16 protein-coding genes are annotated in these 19415 nt (G+C 63.4%); 11 read left to right on the forward strand and 5 right to left on the reverse strand.

The window, feature by feature from the left end:
* Nucleotides 1-266: 266 nt before the first annotated feature.
* From MRX98_RS18235 to MRX98_RS18260, 6 genes are all read left to right on the forward strand, one after another.
* The gene (locus tag MRX98_RS18235; RefSeq protein ID WP_246913424.1) at nucleotides 267-1226 is read left to right on the forward strand and encodes a biotin--[acetyl-CoA-carboxylase] ligase; all 960 of its coding nucleotides are present in this window, start codon (nucleotides 267-269) and stop codon (nucleotides 1224-1226) included.
* Nucleotides 1227-1232: 6 nt separating this feature from the next.
* Entirely contained in the window at nucleotides 1233-1781 is a 549-nt protein-coding gene (locus tag MRX98_RS18240) for a biotin transporter BioY (protein ID WP_246913426.1), read from the forward strand.
* Between the two features lie 15 nt (nucleotides 1782-1796).
* A complete protein-coding gene (locus MRX98_RS18245) occupies nucleotides 1797-2567 on the forward strand; it encodes an energy-coupling factor ABC transporter ATP-binding protein (protein ID WP_246913428.1) in 771 nt (256 codons plus the stop codon).
* Nucleotides 2555-3310 (forward strand): energy-coupling factor transporter transmembrane component T family protein, encoded by a 756-nt coding sequence (locus tag MRX98_RS18250; protein WP_246913430.1) that lies wholly within the window; start codon nucleotides 2555-2557, stop codon nucleotides 3308-3310. Before MRX98_RS18245 ends, MRX98_RS18250 begins: the two co-directional genes overlap by 13 nt.
* A gap of 106 nt (nucleotides 3311-3416) precedes the next feature.
* Nucleotides 3417-4781: a Trk system potassium transporter TrkA gene (trkA, locus tag MRX98_RS18255; RefSeq protein ID WP_246913432.1), complete on the forward strand. Its 1365-nt coding sequence runs from the start codon at nucleotides 3417-3419 to the stop codon at nucleotides 4779-4781.
* Entirely contained in the window at nucleotides 4781-6232 is a 1452-nt protein-coding gene (locus MRX98_RS18260) for a TrkH family potassium uptake protein (protein ID WP_246913434.1), read from the forward strand. The genes trkA and MRX98_RS18260 overlap by 1 nt, the downstream gene beginning before the upstream one ends.
* Before the next feature lie 105 nt (nucleotides 6233-6337).
* Here MRX98_RS18260 and MRX98_RS18265 read toward each other — a convergent pair whose 3' ends face one another.
* From MRX98_RS18265 to MRX98_RS18285, 5 genes are all read right to left on the reverse strand, one after another.
* Nucleotides 6338-8068: a long-chain-fatty-acid--CoA ligase gene (locus tag MRX98_RS18265; RefSeq protein ID WP_246913436.1), complete on the reverse strand. Its 1731-nt coding sequence runs from the start codon at nucleotides 8066-8068 to the stop codon at nucleotides 6338-6340.
* 264 nt (nucleotides 8069-8332) lie between these two features.
* Complete coding sequence (locus tag MRX98_RS18270; protein WP_246913438.1) at nucleotides 8333-10420, reverse strand: acetate--CoA ligase family protein; 2088 nt, start codon at nucleotides 10418-10420, stop codon at nucleotides 8333-8335.
* Nucleotides 10417-11256, reverse strand: a complete 840-nt coding sequence (locus tag MRX98_RS18275; RefSeq protein WP_246913440.1) for a DUF169 domain-containing protein — start codon at nucleotides 11254-11256, stop codon at nucleotides 10417-10419. The genes MRX98_RS18270 and MRX98_RS18275 overlap by 4 nt, the downstream gene beginning before the upstream one ends.
* A 435-nt stretch (nucleotides 11257-11691) precedes the next feature.
* Nucleotides 11692-12930 carry a hypothetical protein gene (locus MRX98_RS18280; protein WP_246913442.1) on the reverse strand — a complete coding sequence of 413 codons (1239 nt, stop codon included), beginning with the start codon at nucleotides 12928-12930 and terminating at the stop codon, nucleotides 11692-11694.
* Nucleotides 12931-12961: 31 nt separating this feature from the next.
* Nucleotides 12962-14101: an SPFH domain-containing protein gene (locus tag MRX98_RS18285; RefSeq protein ID WP_246913444.1), complete on the reverse strand. Its 1140-nt coding sequence runs from the start codon at nucleotides 14099-14101 to the stop codon at nucleotides 12962-12964.
* A gap of 293 nt (nucleotides 14102-14394) precedes the next feature.
* On the opposite strand from MRX98_RS18285, the gene MRX98_RS18290 reads away from it, so the two are divergent.
* The 5 genes from MRX98_RS18290 (at nucleotide 14395) to MRX98_RS18310 (ending at nucleotide 19018) form a co-directional block, all read left to right on the forward strand.
* A complete protein-coding gene (locus tag MRX98_RS18290) occupies nucleotides 14395-14592 on the forward strand; it encodes a ferredoxin (RefSeq protein ID WP_246913447.1) in 198 nt (65 codons plus the stop codon).
* 150 nt (nucleotides 14593-14742) lie between these two features.
* Nucleotides 14743-15894: an efflux RND transporter periplasmic adaptor subunit gene (locus tag MRX98_RS18295; protein ID WP_246913449.1), complete on the forward strand. Its 1152-nt coding sequence runs from the start codon at nucleotides 14743-14745 to the stop codon at nucleotides 15892-15894.
* Nucleotides 15891-16571 carry an ABC transporter ATP-binding protein gene (locus MRX98_RS18300; RefSeq protein WP_246913451.1) on the forward strand — a complete coding sequence of 227 codons (681 nt, stop codon included), beginning with the start codon at nucleotides 15891-15893 and terminating at the stop codon, nucleotides 16569-16571. The genes MRX98_RS18295 and MRX98_RS18300 overlap by 4 nt, the downstream gene beginning before the upstream one ends.
* On the forward strand, nucleotides 16568-17773 hold the full coding sequence (locus MRX98_RS18305) for an ABC transporter permease (RefSeq protein ID WP_246913453.1): 1206 nt from the start codon (nucleotides 16568-16570) through the stop codon (nucleotides 17771-17773). Before MRX98_RS18300 ends, MRX98_RS18305 begins: the two co-directional genes overlap by 4 nt.
* Before the next feature lie 45 nt (nucleotides 17774-17818).
* On the forward strand, nucleotides 17819-19018 hold the full coding sequence (locus MRX98_RS18310) for an ABC transporter permease (RefSeq protein ID WP_246913454.1): 1200 nt from the start codon (nucleotides 17819-17821) through the stop codon (nucleotides 19016-19018).
* Nucleotides 19019-19415 lie beyond the last annotated feature (397 nt).

The following is a 19415-nucleotide window of genomic DNA, read 5'->3' on the forward strand; positions in this document are numbered from 1 at the left end:
ACTCTCCCCGGCCCACCCGCCGGCGGTGGTTCAACGCACGATACGTATCTCCTCACCATTCGCGTTATTCAACAAAGATCGGATTTCCTATTTTACATTCACATTCATACGAAATCGATTTCGATCCCGATTCCGATTTCGATTTCAAAAAAACCATTATTGCGGTGGGGGGATCCATTTCAAGCGCGATCCCCATTGACACTGCCTCTCATAATTTGTAAACCATGCGAAACGTAACGGTTAACGAAAGGTGCTAAAGGCTAACCATGAAAGCCAAAATCCTTGCGCATCTGCAACAGGCCGATACCCCAGCTTCAGGAGAACGGCTCAGCAAACGCCTGGGGGTCTCCCGGGTTGCGGTCTGGAAACACATGCGGCAATTGCAGGAGGTGGGCTATCTCATCGAAACCACCCCCAAGGGGTATCGCCTGGTCCGGGCACCCGACGCCCCTTTTCCCTGGGTGATGGGCGACCGCGGACCCCTGGTGCACTACCACCTGGAATTGCCGTCCACCATGGACGCCGCCATGACCCTGGCGCGCAAGGGGTGCCCGGCCTTCACCACGGTGGTGGCCGAGCGCCAGACCAAGGGGCGGGGCAGGTTGCAGCGCCGATGGCAATCCACACCCGGCGGCCTTTACTTCACCATGGTATTGCGGCCGCGCATCGCCCTGGCTGAAGCACCCCTGGTCAATCTGGCCGCCGCAGTGGACCTGGCCGACACCCTCCACGATCTCTACGCCGTTGATGTGCAGCTCAAATGGCCCAACGATCTGCTGGTGGAGGGGCGCAAGCTCTCCGGCATCCTTTCCCAGATGGCGGCCGAGCCGGACCGCATCGACTTCATCAATCTGGGCATCGGCATCAATGTGCATAACGACACCCGTGGGGTCAAACCGTCTGCCGTGGCCGTGGCCGTCCTCACAGACCGCAGCGTCTCCCGCGCCCGGATCCTGGAAGGGTTCTGGGAACGTTTGGCCCTGCGGCTGGCCGGTGATCGCCTGGACGGGGTGGTGGACCAGTGGAAGCCCAGGGCGGTGACCCTGGGCCGGATGGTGACGGTGCAGACCCTGACCGACAAGGTGTCGGGGCGGGCTCTGGATGTGGCGCCCGACGGGGCATTGGTGGTGGAAACGGAGACGGGGCGACACGTGAAAGTGCTCTACGGCGATTGTTTTCATGGCGATTCGAACACCAAGGCCACGCGCCTTCCAGCTTCAAGGTGACCCTGCATGTCAGAAGCGATGGATACCGCTGTTTCTCTGCGAATGATGGTTTATGCCGCCCTGATGGCGGCCCTGATTGCCGTGGGGGCCTTTATCGCCATCCCCGTGGGACCGGTGCCCATCGTGTTGCAGAACCTGTTCGTGCTGTTGGCCGCCGTGCTGCTGGGGTCCAAGTGGGCCGCCGTCAGCGTGGGGGTCTATCTGCTTGCCGGCGCCTGCGGCCTGCCGGTGTTCGCCGGAGGCACCGGCGGGCTGGGCCGCCTGTTGGGGCCTACCGGCGGCTACCTGATCGGCTTTTTGGCCGCCGCCGTGGTCACCGGCCTGCTGGCCCGCTGGTCACGGCGCCGGGCAGCCCTGGAGGTGTTGGCCATGGCGGCGGGGGCTTTGGTGATTTACTTGCCCGGCGTATTGTGGCTGCAGTGGGTGGCCGGCATCACCCCGGCCCAGGCATTGGCCGTGGGCTTTTATCCTTTCCTGCCCGGCGATGCGCTGAAGATCGCCGCCGCCGTGCCCATCGTGCGTGCCGTGCGGCCGCTCATCAACCCGCAATCATAGGCCGGAGGTTTTCTTTTGCCGCCCCACGACCACCATCACCCCATCCTCGCCACCCAAGGGCTCAGCCACCGGTTCAAGCCGTCGGGGCGTGGCCTCCATGACATCACGCTTTCCATCCCCAGGGGCCAATTCGTGGTGCTGGCCGGTCCCAACGGGTCGGGCAAGAGCACCCTGCTGCGCCACTTCAACGGCTTGTTGACGCCCCGGGCCGGCACGGTCTGGCTGGACGGCGTGCCCGTCGCCGCCGATCCGGCCCGTGCCAGGCGGATGGTGGGCTTGGTGTTTCAGGATGCCGAGAGCCAGATCGTCGGCGAAACGGTGCGCGACGACATCGCCTTCGGCCCGGAAAATCTCTGCTGGTCCTGTGACGCGGTCGACGCCGCCGTGCGGGCCGCCATGGATCAACTGGGGCTGACCCATTTGGCCGACGAGAGCCCTCATTTACTGTCGGGCGGCGAGCGCCGTCGCTTGGCCATTGCCGGCGTACTGGCCATGGGACCCGAAGTGGTGATGCTGGACGAGCCCTTCGCCAACCTGGACTACCCGGGCATCCGGGAGGTGCTGCGCCAGGTGGTGGCGATGCATGGGCAGGGGCGGACCATTCTCCTGGCGGCCCACGACCTGGAAAAGGTGGTGGGTCATGCCCAGCGGCTGATCATCATGGACAAGGGCCGTATCGCCGCCGACGGACCGGTGGTCGATGTGTTGCCTCTTGTGGAGCAATACGATGTCCGCCTGCCGTGCCAGGCGCGGCTGGGAATGTCGGTGACCTCATGGCTGAACTGAGCGCCTTCGGCTTCCGGCAGCGCCTTACCGTACTGCACGCCTTGGACGCCCGCGTCAAGCTGGCGGCCCTGATGGCCTTGAGCACCGCCGCCCTGGCCGCCGGACCGACCGGTCTGGTGCCGGCCACGGTGCTGGCCGCCGGCGCTTTTTACCAAACCGGGGTGACCCCCCTGCGGGCCGCGGCCGAGATGCGCTACTTCCTGCTGCTCCTGGCGATGGTCTGGCTGGCGCGGGGCCTCAGCAGCCCGGGCGATCCCCTCATTACCTGGGGCGGCTTTGCCGTTACCCACCAGGGACTGGCGGCCGGGGGGCTGCTCTGTTGGCGCTGGCTGTTGATTGCCCTGCTCGGTCTGAGCCTCTGCGCCACCACCCGCTCGGCCCACATCCGGGCGGCCGTGGCGTGGTTCCTGCGTCCCCTTCCCGGTCCCACGGCGCACCAGGTGGGCACCATGATCGGACTTCTGCTGCGGTTCATTCCCGTCATCCTCACCCAGGCCAAGGAGACCACGGATGCTTTGCGCGCCCGGGCCATCAAAAACCGCCGCAATCCGCTGCGCCGTCTGCGGTACATGACCCTGCCCCTGCTGCGCCGCACCTTCCTGACCGCCGACCGCCTGGCCCTGGCCATGGCGGCTCGCTCTTTCGGCGACCGGCGCACACCCCATCCATGGCAAATGAATTACCGGGACTGGGCGGCGCTAATCACCGTGGGCACCGTCTGTGCAGTGATGATTTCGGTTTGACACCCCCGCTCGCACCATAGTATCTATCCCACCGCATTTCATTCGATTCATGAAGGCTGCGACGGCCGTATCGGCCTTGCGATACACCCTGGGGGAGACTTCCGTTTTGAAAATCGTCATCGTGGGGGCCGGTGAGGTCGGATTCCATATCGCCGGGCGTCTGGCCATGGAAAACAAGGAGGTGGTGGTGGTGGAGCGGGATCCCGCCGCCATCCGCCGGGTTGCCGACAGCATGGATGTGCAGACCGTGATCGGCAGCGGCAGCAGCCCGACGGTGCTCGAGGAGGCCGGCATCAAGCAGGCCGAAATCATGCTGGCCGTCACCAACCAGGACGAAACCAACCTGGTGGCATGCCTGATGGCCGATATCCTGTCGCCGGCCACCAAGAAACTGGCCCGCCTCCGGGGTGCCGACTTCGATGCCTACCACGAAACCCTCTGTCAACAAGCACCCCACATCGACACGGTGATCAATCCGGAGGTGGAGGTGGTCAAGACCATCGAGCGGTTGATGCGTGTGCCCGGAGCGGCCGATGTGGGCGAATTCGCCGAAGGGCGCCTCAAGTTCGTGGGGGTCTACCTGGATCCCGATGCCCGCCTGGCAGGGGCGCGCCTGATGGATCTGCCCGACATGTTGGGCCATCGGCGCTTGTTGATTGTGGCCGTGGTGCGGGAAGAGAAGGTGATCATTCCCCGCGGGCCGGACCGTTTGCAGGCCGGCGATCTGGTCTATTTCATCAGCGAGGAGCCGGATTTGCCGGAATTGCTGGCCGCCCTGGACAAACGCCCGCAACCGGTCCGGCGGGTGCTGATCGTCGGCGGCGGGCGCATCGGGATGCGCCTGGCACGGCACCTCGAATCCCGTTCCATCTACTGTAAGATTATCGAAAAAGATGCGGAACGCTGCGCCAAATTGGCTGAACGGCTCAACAAGGCCGTGGTGCTGCATGGCGACGGCTCCGACCAGGGGCTGCTGACCGAGGAGCATATCGGCGATATCGATGTGGTGGTCACCCTCACAGACGATGAGGAGACCAATATCCTCACCTCCCTGTTGGCCCGGCGGATGGGCGCCGGCAAAGCAATTACCAAGATCAACAAGTTCAGCTACTTTCCCTTGATGACGGCCATCGGCATCGAACAGGTGGTCAGTACCCGCCTTTCGGCCATCAACACCATTTTGCAGCACATCCGTCGCGGCAAGGTGCTCTCGGCCATCTCGCTCAAGGGGGAGCAGGCCGAAGCGCTGGAGGTGGTGGCCCTGGAAACCTCCGATATCGTCGGCAAACCGCTCCAAAAGGTCCATTTCCCCAAGGGCGCCATCGTGGCCAGCATCATCCGCGGTGACCAGGTGATCATCCCCACCGGCGACAGCGTGATCCAGCCCGACGACCGGGTGATCATCTTCGCCCAGCGCCGCGCCATCGGGGCCATCGAAAAGTTGCTGGCGGTCAAGTTGGAGTACTTCTGATGCGCTGGCGCTACATTCTTTACACCGAAGGCGCGCTGTTGTTCTTCTTCGGGCTCACCATGCTGCTGCCCATTGGTTTCAGCTTTTTCTACCAGGACGCCGGCGTGCGCCCCCTGCTCTATTCCTTGGCGGCCACCCTGGGCGCCGGCCTCGTGCTGATGCTGTTGTTTCGCGGACCCGGCGTCGCGGCCATCGGGCAGGAGGAGGGCATGGCCATCGTGGCCCTGGGGTGGACGGCGGTGGGTTTTTTCGGCGCCCTGCCGTTCTTCCTGGCCGGCGATCACTGGTCCGTCGTGGACGCCGTCTTCGAATCGGTCAGCGGCTTCTCCACCACCGGTGCCTCCATCCTCGACGACATCGAGGCCCTGCCGCCGGGTCTGCTGCTATGGCGCAGCCTGATCCAGTGGCTCGGCGGCATGGGCATCATCGTGCTTTCCATCGCCATCCTGCCCTTCCTCGGCGTCGGCGGCATGCAGCTCTACAAGGCCGAAGTGCCCACTCCCGTGCCCGACAAGCTCAAACCGCGCATCCGTGACACCGCCAAGATCTTGTGGCAGGTTTATGCCCTTTTCACGGCCCTGGAGGTGGTGCTGCTTATGTTCGGCGGGCTCACCTTCTTCGATGCTTTGTGCCACGCCTTCACCACGCTGCCCACCGGCGGATTTTCCATCTGGAACCGTTCCGTCGCCCACTTCGACAGCCTCTACATCGAGCTGGTGATCCTGTTTTTCATGGTGCTGGCGGGCATCAACTTCTCCTTGCACTACCAGATGCTGCGCGGGCGCCCCCTGGCCTTCTGGCGCGACGGGGAGTGCCGTTTCTTCCTGGCCATCGTCGCGGTCCTGGTGCTGGTGGTCAGCGCCGATCTCCATGCCGCCGCCGTGTTTCGCCACGCCGGCGAGGCGCTGCGCCATGGCGCCTTCCAGGTGGTCTCCATCGTCACCACCACCGGCTTCGCCACCGCCGACTACCAACAGTGGCCCGCCATGTCCCAGTTGATCTTGCTGGCCTGCATGTTCCTGGGCGGCTGTGCCGGCTCCACCGCCGGCGGCATGAAAATCCTGCGCGTGATTATCTGTATCAAGTTTTGCTACAAAGAGCTGTTCAGCCTGGTGCACCCCCGGGCGGTGACCACCATCAAGCTGGGCGGCCGCACCGTTCCGCCGGACGTGATCCGCAGTGTGCTGGGATTCCTGGCCCTCTACATCTCCCTGTTCGCTCTCACCACCATCGTCCTGGCCGGGTTGGGCGTGGACTTTGTCACCGCCATCGGCGCCGTGGCCGCCACCATCGGCAACATCGGCCCCGGCTTCGGCCTGGTGGGACCGGTGGAAAACTACGCCCAGATACCCTTCCTGGGCAAATGGCTGCTCATCTGGTGCATGTTGTTGGGGCGGCTGGAAATTTACACTCTGTTGATTCTGCTTGTGCCGGAGTTCTGGCGCAAATAGGCAGGGCTGCGAGGACGCACGCCAAGAAGTTTTTCGATAGGACGGAAAAGGCCGGGGGCCGGGTGGATCTCCCGAAGCCCCCGGAAATCTCCTCTCGCGGGTGGATTACTTCTTCAGTTCTTCATCGCGCAACACGCGCCGGAGCACTTTGCCGATTTGGGAAACAGGCAAAGCTTCGCGGAACTCGATGCTCCGCGGCCGTTTGTAGCCCGCCAGGCGCTCTTTGCAGAAGGCCAGCAACTCCTCTTCGGTGGCCGTCTCGCCCGGCTTGAGCTGGACATAGGCCCTGACCGACTCGCCGCTCTTGGGGTCGGGGAGACCTACCACCGCCGCGATGGCCACGGCGGGATGCTCGTAGAGCACCTCTTCCACTTCCCGTGGATAGCAGTTGAAGCCGCCCACCAGAATCATGTCCTTTTTGCGGTCGGTGATGGTGACGTAGCCGTCGCCATCGATGTTGCCGATGTCGCCGGTCAGAAAATAACGCCGCCCTTCGATCTGCCGGAACACCTTCTCGTTTTCTTCCGGTTTTTGCCAATAGCCGGCCATCACCTGCGGGCCGCTGATGGCGATTTCGCCGTCCTCGCCCTGGGGCAGCGGTGTCGTGCCCGTATCCAAGTCCACGATCTTCACATCGGTGCCGGGCACCGGAAAACCCACCGAGCCGAATTTGCGGGTTTCGGTGTTACAGGGGTTCAAGGCCGCCAGGGGAGCGGTTTCGCTCAGGCCGTAGCCTTCGAAAATGATGGCGCCGGTTTTGGCCTCGAACTGTTTGGCCGCCTCAACCGGCAGCGGGGCGCCGCCGGAGCCGCAGGCCATCAGGGACGAGAGATCATAGTTCTTGAGCAGCGGGTGGTTGGTAAAGGCGATGAAGATGGTCGGTACCGCGGCCATCACCGTGGTTTTGTACTTTTGCACCGCCTCGAGCACCACGGTGAAGGGCGGGTCGCCGTCCCGGGGGTTGGGGATGCACACCAGCTTGCTGCCGGTGTAGGTCGACCAGAGCATGACCAGGGTCATGCCGAAACTGTGATACCAGGGCAGCACGCCCAGATACGTGTGATATCCGCCCTTGCGCAAATTCTCCGCCGGCCCGTTGGGCTCATGGGGAATTCGGGTCCAGGCGTGGGCCGCCATGACGTTGTGGACGAAATTGGCGTGGGTGAGACTGGCCCCCTTGGGCACCCCGGTGGTGCCGCCGGTGTAGATGATCAGGGCCAGGTCCTGCATGGGGTCGATGGTCACCGCGGGCGCCTCCGGACGGGCGTTGCGCACCATTTCGTCATACATGATGTGGCCCGGTTCGTGTGAGGCGGCCTTGGGGATTTTGCCCAGCAATCCGCCCATGAAGCCCATCAGAAAGGGCAGGTACGATTTGACGTTGCACACCACCACGGTGGCCACATCGGTCTTTTTTATGGCCTGTACGGTAAGGGGGTAGAATTCGGGGTGGTCCATGCAAAAGACCGCTTTGGCGCCCGAATCCCGCAACTGCATGTTCAGTTCCTTGGCGGTGTAGAGCGGGTTGCAGGTGACGCAGACGGCGCCGGCCTTGAGGATGCCGAAGTAGATCTCCGGGTAGTGGGGCAGGTTGGGCAGGAAGATGGCCACCCGATCCCCCTTGCCGATACCCTTGCCGGCCAGGAAGTTGGCCACCCGGTCGGCGGTCTCCTTGACCCGGGTGAAGGTGCGGGTGCCGCCGTTGAATATGGTGAAGGTATGATCCGGGTAGTCGCGCGCCGCATCGTCCAGTATGCTGAACAGCGGCTTGTTGTATCCTTCGATGTCGTGGGGGACGCCCTCCGGCCAGTACGGGGTGGACCAAGTGTCTGTCATGGTTGCTGCCTCCTCTGACGGTCTGGGTGCGCGGTTGCAAAAACCGCCGGCGCCATGGCCGACGGATGGATGGTACAAGCCGCAGTTGGGTTTGGTTATATAAATCGTCTGAAATTGTGTGTCGCGGAATCATTTAATCAAAAATGATTCATTTTGTAAACGAATAGCGTAATTCAGGCCATCAGGAAATGGTCATTTACAAAACCCGGGTTGGGGCTTGCCCCATTGGAAATCGAAATCGGTATGGGTATCGCAGCGAACCGACTATGCCCCTTCCATGATAACGGTGGCATCCACTGCTACGGGGGTGCCCTTGGTAATCAACAATGGATTGATGTCGATCTGGGAGATCGACGGGCAGCGGGTGCCGATGTCGCCCAGGCGGACCAGCAGATCGGCCATGGCGACTTCATCCAGGGGCGGTTTGCCGCGGAAGCCGGTGAGCAGGCGGCGGTTGCGGATGGCACGAATCAGTTGGACGGCGGCCTGGTTGTCCAACGGGGCCAGTTCGAAGACAACATCCGGTTCCAGCTCGGCCAGGATACCGCCCAGGCCGAACATGACGCAGGGGCCGAACTGCGGGTCGCGCAAAAATCCGGCGATCAGTTCATAATCGCCGGTCACCTGCTGTTGGATCAGGACGCGGCCCCTATCGCCCACCTTGTCCCGCAGTTCGGTGTAGGCGCGATCCAGGTCGTGGGGAGCGCCGATGTTGAGTCGCACCAGGCCGCGCTCGCTTTTGTGAGCCTCTCCGGGCGCCAGACCTTTGAGCACGACGGGATAGCCGATGCGGCGGGCCAGGATGGCGGCCTCGGCGGACGAGTCGGTCAGAAACTCGGTCACCACCGGGATGTGGTGGGTGGCCAGCAGCATCTTGCTGTCGTACTCGTCCCAAATCCCGGGTTGGTGGATCGGCAAGGAGGGCGCCGCTGTGATTTGGGCAGGCGGGGTGTCGGCGCCGGGCGCGCTTTGGCGGTGGGCCTGATATCGGGCCACGGCCCGCAGGCATTGGCCGATGCGCAGGGCATCGTCGTGCACCGGAATGCCGGCCGCCCGGGCCTTGTCACGAAAGGTCCGGCTGCCTTCGCGCCGCCCCATGAGCCAGAACATCAGCACTTTCCCGTCCTTGCGGGCGCGGGCCTGCAAGTCCTGGAAGTCGGGCATGTCGGCTTCCAAACCGGCGACGAAGTGAATCACCAGGGCGTCCACCCCGGGGTCTGCCAAGGCGCCGCTGAACGCGCCTTGAAAGGCGACGCGGCGGCCGTTGCGGGCCACGGCGGGGAAAAGATCGATGGGGTTGGCCACCGGCATCCAGGGGGGGAAGATCTCGCCTACCTTGCGCCGGGTCTCTTCGGAGAGGTCGGCGATGGGAATACCGTTTATCTCCAGTGCGTCGCACATCAGGATGCCGGCGCCGCCGCTGAGGGTGAGAATGGCCGTTCGGCCGGCCGGGTTCATGTGGGGAATCATGGAGAGGGTGTGGGCCATGTCCATCATCTGGAAGATACCCTCGGCCATGGTCACCCCGGCCTGAACGAGCACGCTGTTCAGCAGACGTGCGTTGCCGGCCAGACTGTAAGTGTGGCTCATGGCGGCCGTGGCGCCGGCCCGGCTCTGGCCGCCATTGAGCAGCACGATGGGCTTGGCCGCCTGGCGCGCCATGCGGGCGAAGCGTCGGCCGCGGGGCATCGATTCCAGGTAGAGGGCGACGACATCGGTCTGTTCGTCCTGGAGCAGATATTCGAGGATGTCACACTCGTCCACATCGGTCCGGTTGCCGATGGAACAGGCCTTGGCCACACCGATGCCCCGCCGGCCCAGCTCGGCCAGAAAAATGGCCGACATCATACCGCTCTGGACGATCAGGGAGATGCGCCCCGGCAGCAGTCCCTCCCGGCGGATGGCCGGATGCATGAAGGTGAAAAAGCGTTGATTGGGAAGGTCCACCAGCCCCATGCAGTTGGGGCCCCAGAGCCGCATGCCGGCAGCGCGGGCGATGGTGTCGCAACGCGCCTGCAGGGCGATGCCCTCGGGGCCGGTTTCGGAGAAGCCGGCGCTTTCGATGATCACATGCAAAATGCCCTTGGCGGCACAGGCTTCCAGCACGCCGGGTACCGCCCCGGCCGGGACGATGACGATGGCCAGGTCCACGGGGCCGTCGATCTCCGTGACGGCGGCGTAGCAGGTCAGGCCTTCGATCTCGTTGTAGTTGGAGTTGATGGGGTAGATGCCGCCCTGGAAGCCGTTGACGAGGTTCAGCACCACGTGATGCCCCAGGTTCTTGGTGCTCGCCCCGACCACGGCCACGCCGCGGGGGTTGAAAAAAGTGTCCATGCTGCCATTGGGGTTCACTTGCCGCTCTCCTTTTTCGTCAGTGCGCGCAGTTGGCGCCAGGTGTTGCGCTCGATGAACGACCCGGCCACATTGGCCTCCATTTCCTGAAAGAGCCGATAGGGAACGGCGAAGCTGAGCACATCCTTTTTCAGGATGCGCTTGAGGGCCAGCCGTGCCGAGATGTCGTTGAGGCCCAAAACGGCCCGGGGTTGCTCCCGCTGTGCTTCGGCAAAGGGGTGGATGCCGATGGACTGACAGCCGGCGGCATAAGGGAAGATCACGTTGTCGTTGGTCGGGCGGTGGTAGTTGGCCAGGATGGTCAGGCCGGCGATCTGATCCATGTCCCCGAGAAAAACCACCACCTCGGGGGACGGCGCGTCGGCGGCGATTTGTTCCAGGGGCTTGAACACCACGTAGGTTTCCGGATTGTCGACGATGGGCAGCTCATCGATGAACTGCCGCACCCGCTGGGGGGACTGCTGGTAGCGTTCGCCTTGCATGAAGTCGTCATAAAAGTCTTCGCCGAAGTGGGGTTTGATCTGCTCCCCCACTTGCCGGCCGCTTTCCGACTGCGCGTTGCCGATGGAGAGAAAGTGGCAGAACCCATCTTCCCCGCCGGGAAAGTTTTTATACTGGTTGCCGAAACCCAGGCCCACGCCTCCGCCCCAGCAGCCGTAGGTGCTGCGGTCGAAGACGGCTTGGGCGCCTTGGGCGGCCGCCGCGGCCAGCATGAACATTACACAACCCCAGCGCCGTTCCTTGAACTGCCGGGCGTTTTCCGGTTTGTCGTTGGTGCGCACAACGGCCACCGGTGCGAAAGACAATTCGAGGGCCGAATGGATTTGACTTTGCATACTGAAAACCTCCTGTGGTTGTAGGCCGACGGCGTGGTTTGAATCCGTTGAGTGTTGACCGCCATGGTGTTCATCTTGCTGTATGGTGGATGGATACAACGCAGGATTCAATTTACACCATCGGAGTGCGGATTACAATCATGGGGGAATGGCAATAGAATGTTTCGTTTGAATTTTGTTAACACTTAAATTACAGGAGGATGGATGCTGTCAAGGGATCGGATTGTACGGCATTGACGTACATATGTGCATATCAGGTGAACAGTGGGTCTCTTTCAAGGAAGAATTGCGCCCAACAGGCGGCTTTTACCCGAACAGCAGTGGATTCAAGACGACAGGTCCGTCGTTAGGGGCACACTTTCATCCTCTTCGGTCTTGGGGGCCTATGCCCGATGGTTTTGGTCGAGAGGGTGCCGGAGAGAAGAGATCGACCATCTACATCCGGCGGGCATGGCTCAACAGGTTCTTGTTGATGGCCAGCAGCATGTCGCGGTGGATCCATTCGTGGTGGCCTTCTTCGAAGGGCAGGTAGACCAGGCGATAGCGGCGGGCCTTGATCTGCATGGTTTGCAGCACCTCTTCCAGACGCTTGCGCGGCCGCACGAAAACGGCCAGGAGCAGCTTTAGGCTTTCCACCGCCTCCTGAATCGACAGGTTGACGCCGTGGACGGTGGCGGACCGGGGTGGATAACCGGCGGTTTGTTCCGCGGCGGGCTGGGCAGCGGTGACATGGGCGCCGAAAGAGAGAAAGCGGTGGGGGCGGACCTTGAAGGCCGGGGTCCAGAAATAGAAGGGCTGTGTGTCCATGCCCGGCTGTGCCACCTTGGGCAGGTTGGCCACCCGGATCAGATCGGCATAGCTTTTCAGGGCCACACCGGTCACATCGGCCTGGATGCGCCAGAAGGGCATGTAAACATTGTCTTGCGTTTCTCCTGCCACGAAATGGGTGGGCAAGCGTTCCAGGCGACCTTTGCGGGCCCACCAGACCGTTTGGCAGTTGTCGCAGGTCAGGGCCAGGGCGTCGCTGGTGCCGTGCAGGTCCCAGCCGCATTGGGGGCAGAGCGTGGCAATAAAGTCGATGGGCCATTTAGGCGGCTCATGGTCGTCGAGAAAGGGCGCCACCCCTTCCGCCGAACCGGTGGGCACCGGTTCGTTCAAAACGGCGTCCATCAACCGCTCTTTCAAATAAAAGGGGGCGTAGAGCAGACTGAGGGTTTCGCCGATTTGGGCCTGGTGAAGCACCGGCTTGCGTAGGTTGGCCCGGAAGCGTTGATTGAGTTCCGCGACAAGATCCGTTTTGGAAAGGCGCGGCTTGAGAAACACCCCTTCCGGGCGTCCGACGGCAAAGCGCAACTTCTGGGTCTGACTGCGAAACCCGAGATGCACGGGAAAGTGGTGGGTGGCGATGGCCTGGCGGGTGACATCGGCGAACCGTTTGTCCATGCCGCCCGGATAGCAGGAGAAGCACATTCCCTTGAAGCGCCAGTAGGGCACGTAAATCAATTCCGTTCCGGCCGGCGCGCGATCCGGTAACAGATAACGGAACACCCCGGCGGGCGCATGCAGGTAGGACTTGACCCGACAGAACCCGCACTGCACCAACCGGTCGGTCTCGGTCAGCTCCGCCGGCGCACCGCATTGGGGGCACTGGTGCTCGATTTTGAAAGTCGTCATGCCGCTCCTGCGCGGAATTCAGTTGCCGGTATCAATACTTCTCGCCGCACGCATTGCAGAATTTTGCGTCGGGCAGGTTTTCGGCGCCGCACTTGGCGCATATTTTGGGTTGCGGCTTCTCTTCCGCCTTGGCGCCGCAGCGGGAGCAGAAAAGGGCGCCGGGGGCCAGGTTCTTGCCGCACTGGGCGCATTGCTGGAACACCAGTTGCTGGTGGCCGCACATGGGGCAGAACTTGGCGTCCACGGGGATCGATTGTCGACACTCAGGGCATTGGGCGTCGCCGGCCGGAGCCGCCGGTGCGGCGCCGGTGCGCCCCTGGGCCAGAGGGTGGGCGAAGTATTGGGCCAGCATGGCCGGCATCATCAGCCCCAGCCCGGCACCCATGCCTTGCGCCCCGGTTTCGCCCTCGGAAGCCTTTTCCATGGCCATGGCGGCTTTCATCTGCATCAACTTGTTCATGTCGTTGAAGACGCCCATGCGGCTGCGGTCATCGATGGCCTGCTGTACCTCGGGCGGCGGGGTCACCGAATTGGTGTACAGATGGGTCAGGGCCAGACCGAAGTGGGAGAAGTCCTCCTGCAACCGGGCGGCCAGTCCCTCGGAAAACTCGTCGTACTGGGCGGGCAAATGAATCATCGAGTCGATGGTTTCGCCCATGTAGTCGTTGAAGCGCGAAACGATCACCCGGTTGAGATACTCTTCCACGGCCTCGGTGGTGAAGATGCCCTGGGTGCCCACCATGCGGTTGATGAACAGCACGGGCTGCACCACCTGCATGTTGAACACGCCGAAGGCCCGCAGCCGGATCAACCCCAGCTCGCTGTCCTTGAAAGCCACGGGATCCCGGGTGCCCCACTTGAGGTTGGTGAACACCTTCATGTTCACGAAATACATTTCGGCGCGCAGGGGGCTGGTCATGCCCCAGGGGATGCTGGCGATCTTGGTCAGGATGGGGATGTTGGCCGTGATCAGGGTGTGGCGCCCCGGGCCGAAGGCCTCCACGGCCTTGCCTTTATAAAAGAAGACACCGACCTGGCTCTCGCGTACGGTCAGTTGGGCTCCGAACTTGATTTCCCCCGATCCTTGTTCGGGCAGACGGTGCACCAGGGTTTGGCCCGAATCGTCGAACCACTCCAGAATTTCGAGGAAAACGCGATTGTTGGCTGTCATTGGCCGCTCCTTGTAATAGGGTGATGCAACCTTATCGGTCCTTGCAGGTAGGATCTTGAGGTCTCGGCGCCATTTTTCCGCGCAGACCATAGCCCATTTGGCGGATATAGGACAAGAGGGTGGTAAGGCGATATCGGGGGTTGGCCTTCCGGGCGGATCGTTCCTATATTGTTGCCATTGGCTTTTTGAACAGCAAATACGATCCGGCGCCGGGGTCCAATGTCTTCAGCGGACCATTTTAGATCTTGAAGGTCCGGCGCCGGTTGGCTATGCCGACAAAAGGAGGATTCAAAATGGCTAAAGTGATTGTGATCGACAGTGATGAGTGCATCGGCTGCGAGTCGTGCGTAGAGCTTTGCGCCGAGGTGTTCACTTTCAACGAAAACGAACAGAAAGCCGAGGTGATCTTGCCCGATGGCGGTTCCGCGGATTGTATCGAGGAGGCCATCGAAACCTGCCCGGTGGAGTGCATTCGTTGGGAAGAGCAATAAGGTCCCGTAACCATGAACCTTTGAATCACGGTCCGGGGGGCATCCGGCCCTTTCCGGACCGTGTATCCTTTGCCGCCGCTTTTCCTTTGCGCATGGAATACGCGCTGTGGTATTTTGCCCGCATCCTGACACAAAACAAAGGAGGCGAGGTTGCGACGTTTAGCGCGATGGGTCCTTCTGCTGCTGATGATCGCCGCCGCCATTTTCCTGATTTGGTGGACCACCCGTCCCGAACCGGTGGCGGTGGCGGTGCGGCAAGTGGATTTGGGGACTGTGGAGCGCACGGTGGCCAACACCCGTGCGGGGACCATCAAGGCATGCCGCCGGGCCAAGCTGTCGCCCAGCGTGGGGGGGCAAATCGCCTATTTGCCCGTCCACAAGGGGGATCGGGTTGAACGGGATCAAGTGCTGCTGGAGTTGTGGAACGACGATCTCAAGGCCCAGGCCGTGCTGGCGGAGCGGGAGGCGGAAGCGGCGCAGAGCCGGGCCCGGGCCGCCTGCCTCAAGGCGGAGGTGGCGCAGCGCAATGCCGATCGCCTGGTGCAATTGCGCAAAGCCGACGTGGTCAGCGAAGAGCGTGTCGAAAACACGGTGGCCGAAGCCACCGCCCTGTCGGCCGAATGCGATGCGCGGCGCACCGAAACGCAGGTGCTGGCGGCCAAGGTGGCGGTGGCGCGCGCCAATATCGCGCGTACTCGCCTGACGGCCCCCTTTGACGGGGTGATCGCCGAAATCACCGGCGAGCTGTTCGAGTTCGTCACGCCTTCACCCATCGGCATCGCCACCCCGCCGGTGATCGACATCCTGGAAAACACCTGTTTTTACGTCGCTGCGCCCATCGACGAGGTGGACGCGGCCGGCATCGCCGTCGGCATGCCGGTGCGGCTGACCATCGACGCGTTTCGCGGTCAACGCTTCCAGGGGCGTGTGCAACGCATCGCCGACTATGTGCTGGATATCGAACGGCAAGCCCGCACGGTGGAGGTGGAGGCGGCCTTCGACCGGCCGGAGGACTTGGAACAGTTGTTGGCCGGTTACAGCGCCGACATCGAGGTGATCCTGGAGGTGCGCCGCGATGTGGTGCGGGTGCCCACCGAGGCGGTGTTGGAGGGGCGCCGGGTTTTCGTGTTCCGTGCCGATCCCGGACGGCTCGAGGCGCGGGAGGTCCGGACGGGTCTTTCCAATTGGGATTGGACCGAGGTGACGGCCGGCGTGTCGCCCGGCGAGTGGGTGGTGGTCAACGTGGATCACCCCGATGTGCGGGATCAGGCCGCCGCCCGGCGCTTGGAGGAGCGACCGTGATCCGTTTGACGGCAATCGAGCGCGCTTTCACGGTCGGAGACGAGCGAGTCCATGCCCTGCGTCGGGTCAACCTGACCATTGCGACCGGCGAGTATCTGTCCATCATGGGCCCTTCCGGGTCGGGCAAATCAACGCTGTTGAACATCTTGGGGCTGCTGGACCGGCCGGATGCCGGCACCTATTTATTGGAGGGGCGGGACACCACCGCCTTGAACGACCGCCAACAGGCCGCCCTGCGCCGCCATCAGATCGGTTTCATCTTTCAATTCTTTCACCTGGTGCCCCGCCTGACCGCCGCCGAGAATGTGGAACTGCCCATGACCTTGGCCGGCATCGCGCCGGCCGAGCGCAAAGCCCGGGTGGCCGCCGCCTTGGCGCGCCTGGGATTGACCGACCGCGCCCGTCACCGTCCCGATCAACTCTCCGGCGGGCAGCGGCAACGGGTGGCCATCGCCCGGGCCACCATTTTGCGCCCGGCCCTGGTGTTGGCCGACGAACCCACCGGCAACCTGGATCGCGCCTCGGGCCAGGAGGTGATCCAGACCATCGAGGCCCTCAACCAGGAGGGCATGACGGTGGTCATGGTGACCCACGATCCGGAGTTGGGTGGGCGCACCCGGCGCCAGGTGCGCATGCAGGACGGCCGTATCGTGGAAGATTCGGGGGGTGGCGGATGAAGGCCACGGACCTCGGTAGATTCTGCTTCCGGGCGCTGACCGGCTATCCCCTGCGCACCGGTCTGATGTTGCTGGCCATGGCCATCGGCGTGGCCGCCGTGGTGCTGCTCACCGCCCTGGGCGAGGGGGCGCGGCGCTATGTGGCCGGGCAGTTCACCTCCCTGGGAACTCACCTGTTGATCGTACTGCCGGGCCGTTCGGAAACCGTGGGCGGTCCGCCGCCGCTGATGGGCGAAACGCCCCGCGACCTGACCGTGGACGACGCCCTGGTCCTTTTGCGCAGCAGCACCATTCGTCGGGTGGCGCCGATCATGGTGGGGTCGGCCCCGGTGCGCCACGGCAACCGCAGTCGCGATGTGATCGTCATGGGCAGCACGGCATCGCTGTACGAGGTGCGCAACCTCGCCATTGCGCGGGGACGATTTCTGCCCGAGGGGGAGGCCGATCGGGCCGACGCCGTCGTGGTGCTGGGCCACACTTTGAAAAGTGAACTGTTCGGCAACACCTCCGCCGTGGGGGCTTTTGTGCGGATCGGCCAGCGGCGTTTCCGGGTGATCGGCATCCTGGCCCGGCAGGGGGAGTCCCTGGGTGTGGACATGGGGGATATCGCCATCATCCCCGTGGCCTCCGCCCAGGCGCTTTTCAATCGTTATTCACTGTTTCGGATCCTTGTCCAGGCCTCCGGCCGGGAGACCGTTGCCAGGGCCCAACAGGCCGTTCTGGATATCATTCGGGAGCGGCACGACGGCGAGGACGATGTGACGGTCATCACCCAGGATGCCATGCTGGCCACCTTCGACCGCATCTTCCAGGTGCTCACCCTGGCGGTGGCCGGCATTGCCGGCATCAGCCTGGCGGTGGCCGGCATTCTGATCATGAACGTGATGCTCATTGCCGTCTCCCAGCGCACCGGCGAGATCGGCCTGCTCAAGGCGCTGGGGGCACCCGGTGGGCAGGTGTTGCGCCTCTTTCTGGCCGAGGCGGCCATGTTGTCCATGGTGGGCGCCGTCGTCGGCTTGCTGCTGGCCGCGGCCGGGCGTATGGGGCTGGCCCATCTCTTTCCCGACTTTCCCGTGGCCGTGCCCACCTGGGCGCCCATTGCCGCGGCGGGGGTGGCCATGGGCACCGGACTGGTGTTCGGTGTGCTGCCGGCAAGGCGGGCGGCCCGCATGGATCCGGTGGCTGCGCTGGCGCGGCGCTGACGGATAGCATTTGCTTTATGGGGATGGGGTAGGGATTCGATTGTCATGCTTTTGCGCGATGCCGCCACGCTATCGCTGCAGGCCGTTCTCAGCCATCGGTTGCGCAGCTTTCTGACCGCCCTGGGCATTGCCGTGGGGATCGGGGCGGTGGTGCTGCTCACCTCTTTGGGTGAGGGGGTGCATCGTTTCGTGGTGGCGGAGTTCACCCAGTTCGGCACCAATTTGATCGGTATCACGCCGGGCCGGACCACCACCACCGGGTTTTCCGGCGGGGTCATCAGCAATGTGCGACCCCTGACCATCGCCGACGCCATGGCATTGGAGCGGTTGCCGCGGGTGGTGGCCACCGTGCCCATCGTGCAAGGCAACGCCGCCGTCAAATTCGGCACACGCAGCCGGCGCACCTATGTGCTGGGCGTCGGCACGGCGGTGCCCCGGGTGTGGCGCATGGAGGTGGCCCAGGGCCGATTTTTGCCCGCCGACGACCCGCGCGTGGCACGGCCCTTCGTGGTGTTGGGCAACAAGGTCAAGAACGAGCTGTTCGGCGCGCAAAACCCGCTGGGAAGGTCGGTGCGCATCGGCGGGGAACGCTACCGGGTCATGGGGGTGATGGCCGGCAAGGGACAGCTGCTGGGGTTCGATCTGGACGATGCGGTGTTCATTCCCGCCGGCCGTGCCCTGTCCCTGTTCAATCGCGACAGCCTGATGCAGATCGACCTGCTCTTCGGCGAGGGCAGCGACTCGGCGGAGGTGGCCGAACGGGTGCGTCGGCTGTTGATCGAGCGGCACGGCGACGAGGATGTGACCATCATCACCCAGGACCAGATGCTGGCGGTGCTGGGTTCCGTGCTCAATGTGCTCACCATGGCGGTGGGCGCCTTGGGCGGCATTTCGTTGCTGGTGGGCGGAGTGGGGATTCTGACCATGATGACCATCGCCGTGCACGAACGCACCGCCGAGATCGGCCTGCTGCGGGCCCTGGGGGCCGGCCGCGGGCAGATCCTGGCCCTGTTCATCGGCGAGGCGGTGGTGCTGGCCGCTCTCGGCGGGCTGGCCGGCCTGGGCCTCGGCGCCGGAGGGGCCTGGTTGCTCGGCCTGCTGGTGCCGGCCCTGCCCACCTACACCCCCTGGGGCTATGTGCTGGCCGCCGAACTGCTGGCGGCCGCCATTGGGTTGCTGGCGGGCGTGTTGCCCGCGCGTCACGCGGCCCGCCTGGATCCGGTGGAAGCGTTGCGGGCGGAGTAGCAATGAACCGCGAGCATTTATTTTTTCCGTCTCCTGCAAAACATGTCGCTTCCCTTAGGGCTCGCGAAACAATAGATTCGCATTTTAGGCGCCCGGATTTGGGTCGGATTGGTTTGATCAGCGGATTCAAAACCGGAGGCATAGCGAGCTATTCCGAGGATTTTGAATCCGCTGATCGGGCCAAGACGGCCTGAAGCAGGGATGCATAAAATGGGAAGCTATTGTTTTGCGAGCCCTTAAGACACTCCGTACCGGAGGTGTGGTTGACAACATCGGGATCCGGTTAAATGTTTACGCCAGCGGTTCAGCGGCCGGCAACATCCGTCGGCCGTTGCTGAAATGCAGTAAAGCGACTTCGGGGCCACGCTTGCTGCATGCAGCAAGTTAAGCGCCCCGC

The organism is Desulfatitalea alkaliphila (genome assembly GCF_022968795.1).
GTDB classification, from domain to species: Bacteria; Desulfobacterota; Desulfobacteria; order Desulfobacterales; family Desulfosarcinaceae; genus Desulfatitalea; species Desulfatitalea alkaliphila.

Excerpts from the sequence above, each read along its gene's own strand:
- MRX98_RS18235 (WP_246913424.1), top strand. The coding sequence starts at position 267 with ATGAAAGCCAAAATCCTTGCGCATCTGCAACAGGCCGATACCCCAGCT.
- MRX98_RS18240 (WP_246913426.1), top strand. The coding sequence starts at position 1,233 with ATGTCAGAAGCGATGGATACCGCTGTTTCTCTGCGAATGATGGTTTAT.
- MRX98_RS18250 (WP_246913430.1), top strand. The coding sequence starts at position 2,555 with ATGGCTGAACTGAGCGCCTTCGGCTTCCGGCAGCGCCTTACCGTACTG.
- MRX98_RS18260 (WP_246913434.1), top strand. The coding sequence starts at position 4,781 with ATGCGCTGGCGCTACATTCTTTACACCGAAGGCGCGCTGTTGTTCTTC.
- MRX98_RS18265 (WP_246913436.1), bottom strand. The coding sequence starts at position 8,068 with ATGACAGACACTTGGTCCACCCCGTACTGGCCGGAGGGCGTCCCCCAC.
- MRX98_RS18275 (WP_246913440.1), bottom strand. The coding sequence starts at position 11,256 with ATGCAAAGTCAAATCCATTCGGCCCTCGAATTGTCTTTCGCACCGGTG.
- MRX98_RS18280 (WP_246913442.1), bottom strand. The coding sequence starts at position 12,930 with ATGACGACTTTCAAAATCGAGCACCAGTGCCCCCAATGCGGTGCGCCG.
- MRX98_RS18285 (WP_246913444.1), bottom strand. The coding sequence starts at position 14,101 with ATGACAGCCAACAATCGCGTTTTCCTCGAAATTCTGGAGTGGTTCGAC.
- MRX98_RS18290 (WP_246913447.1), top strand. The coding sequence starts at position 14,395 with ATGGCTAAAGTGATTGTGATCGACAGTGATGAGTGCATCGGCTGCGAG.
- MRX98_RS18305 (WP_246913453.1), top strand. The coding sequence starts at position 16,568 with ATGAAGGCCACGGACCTCGGTAGATTCTGCTTCCGGGCGCTGACCGGC.
- MRX98_RS18310 (WP_246913454.1), top strand. The coding sequence starts at position 17,819 with ATGCTTTTGCGCGATGCCGCCACGCTATCGCTGCAGGCCGTTCTCAGC.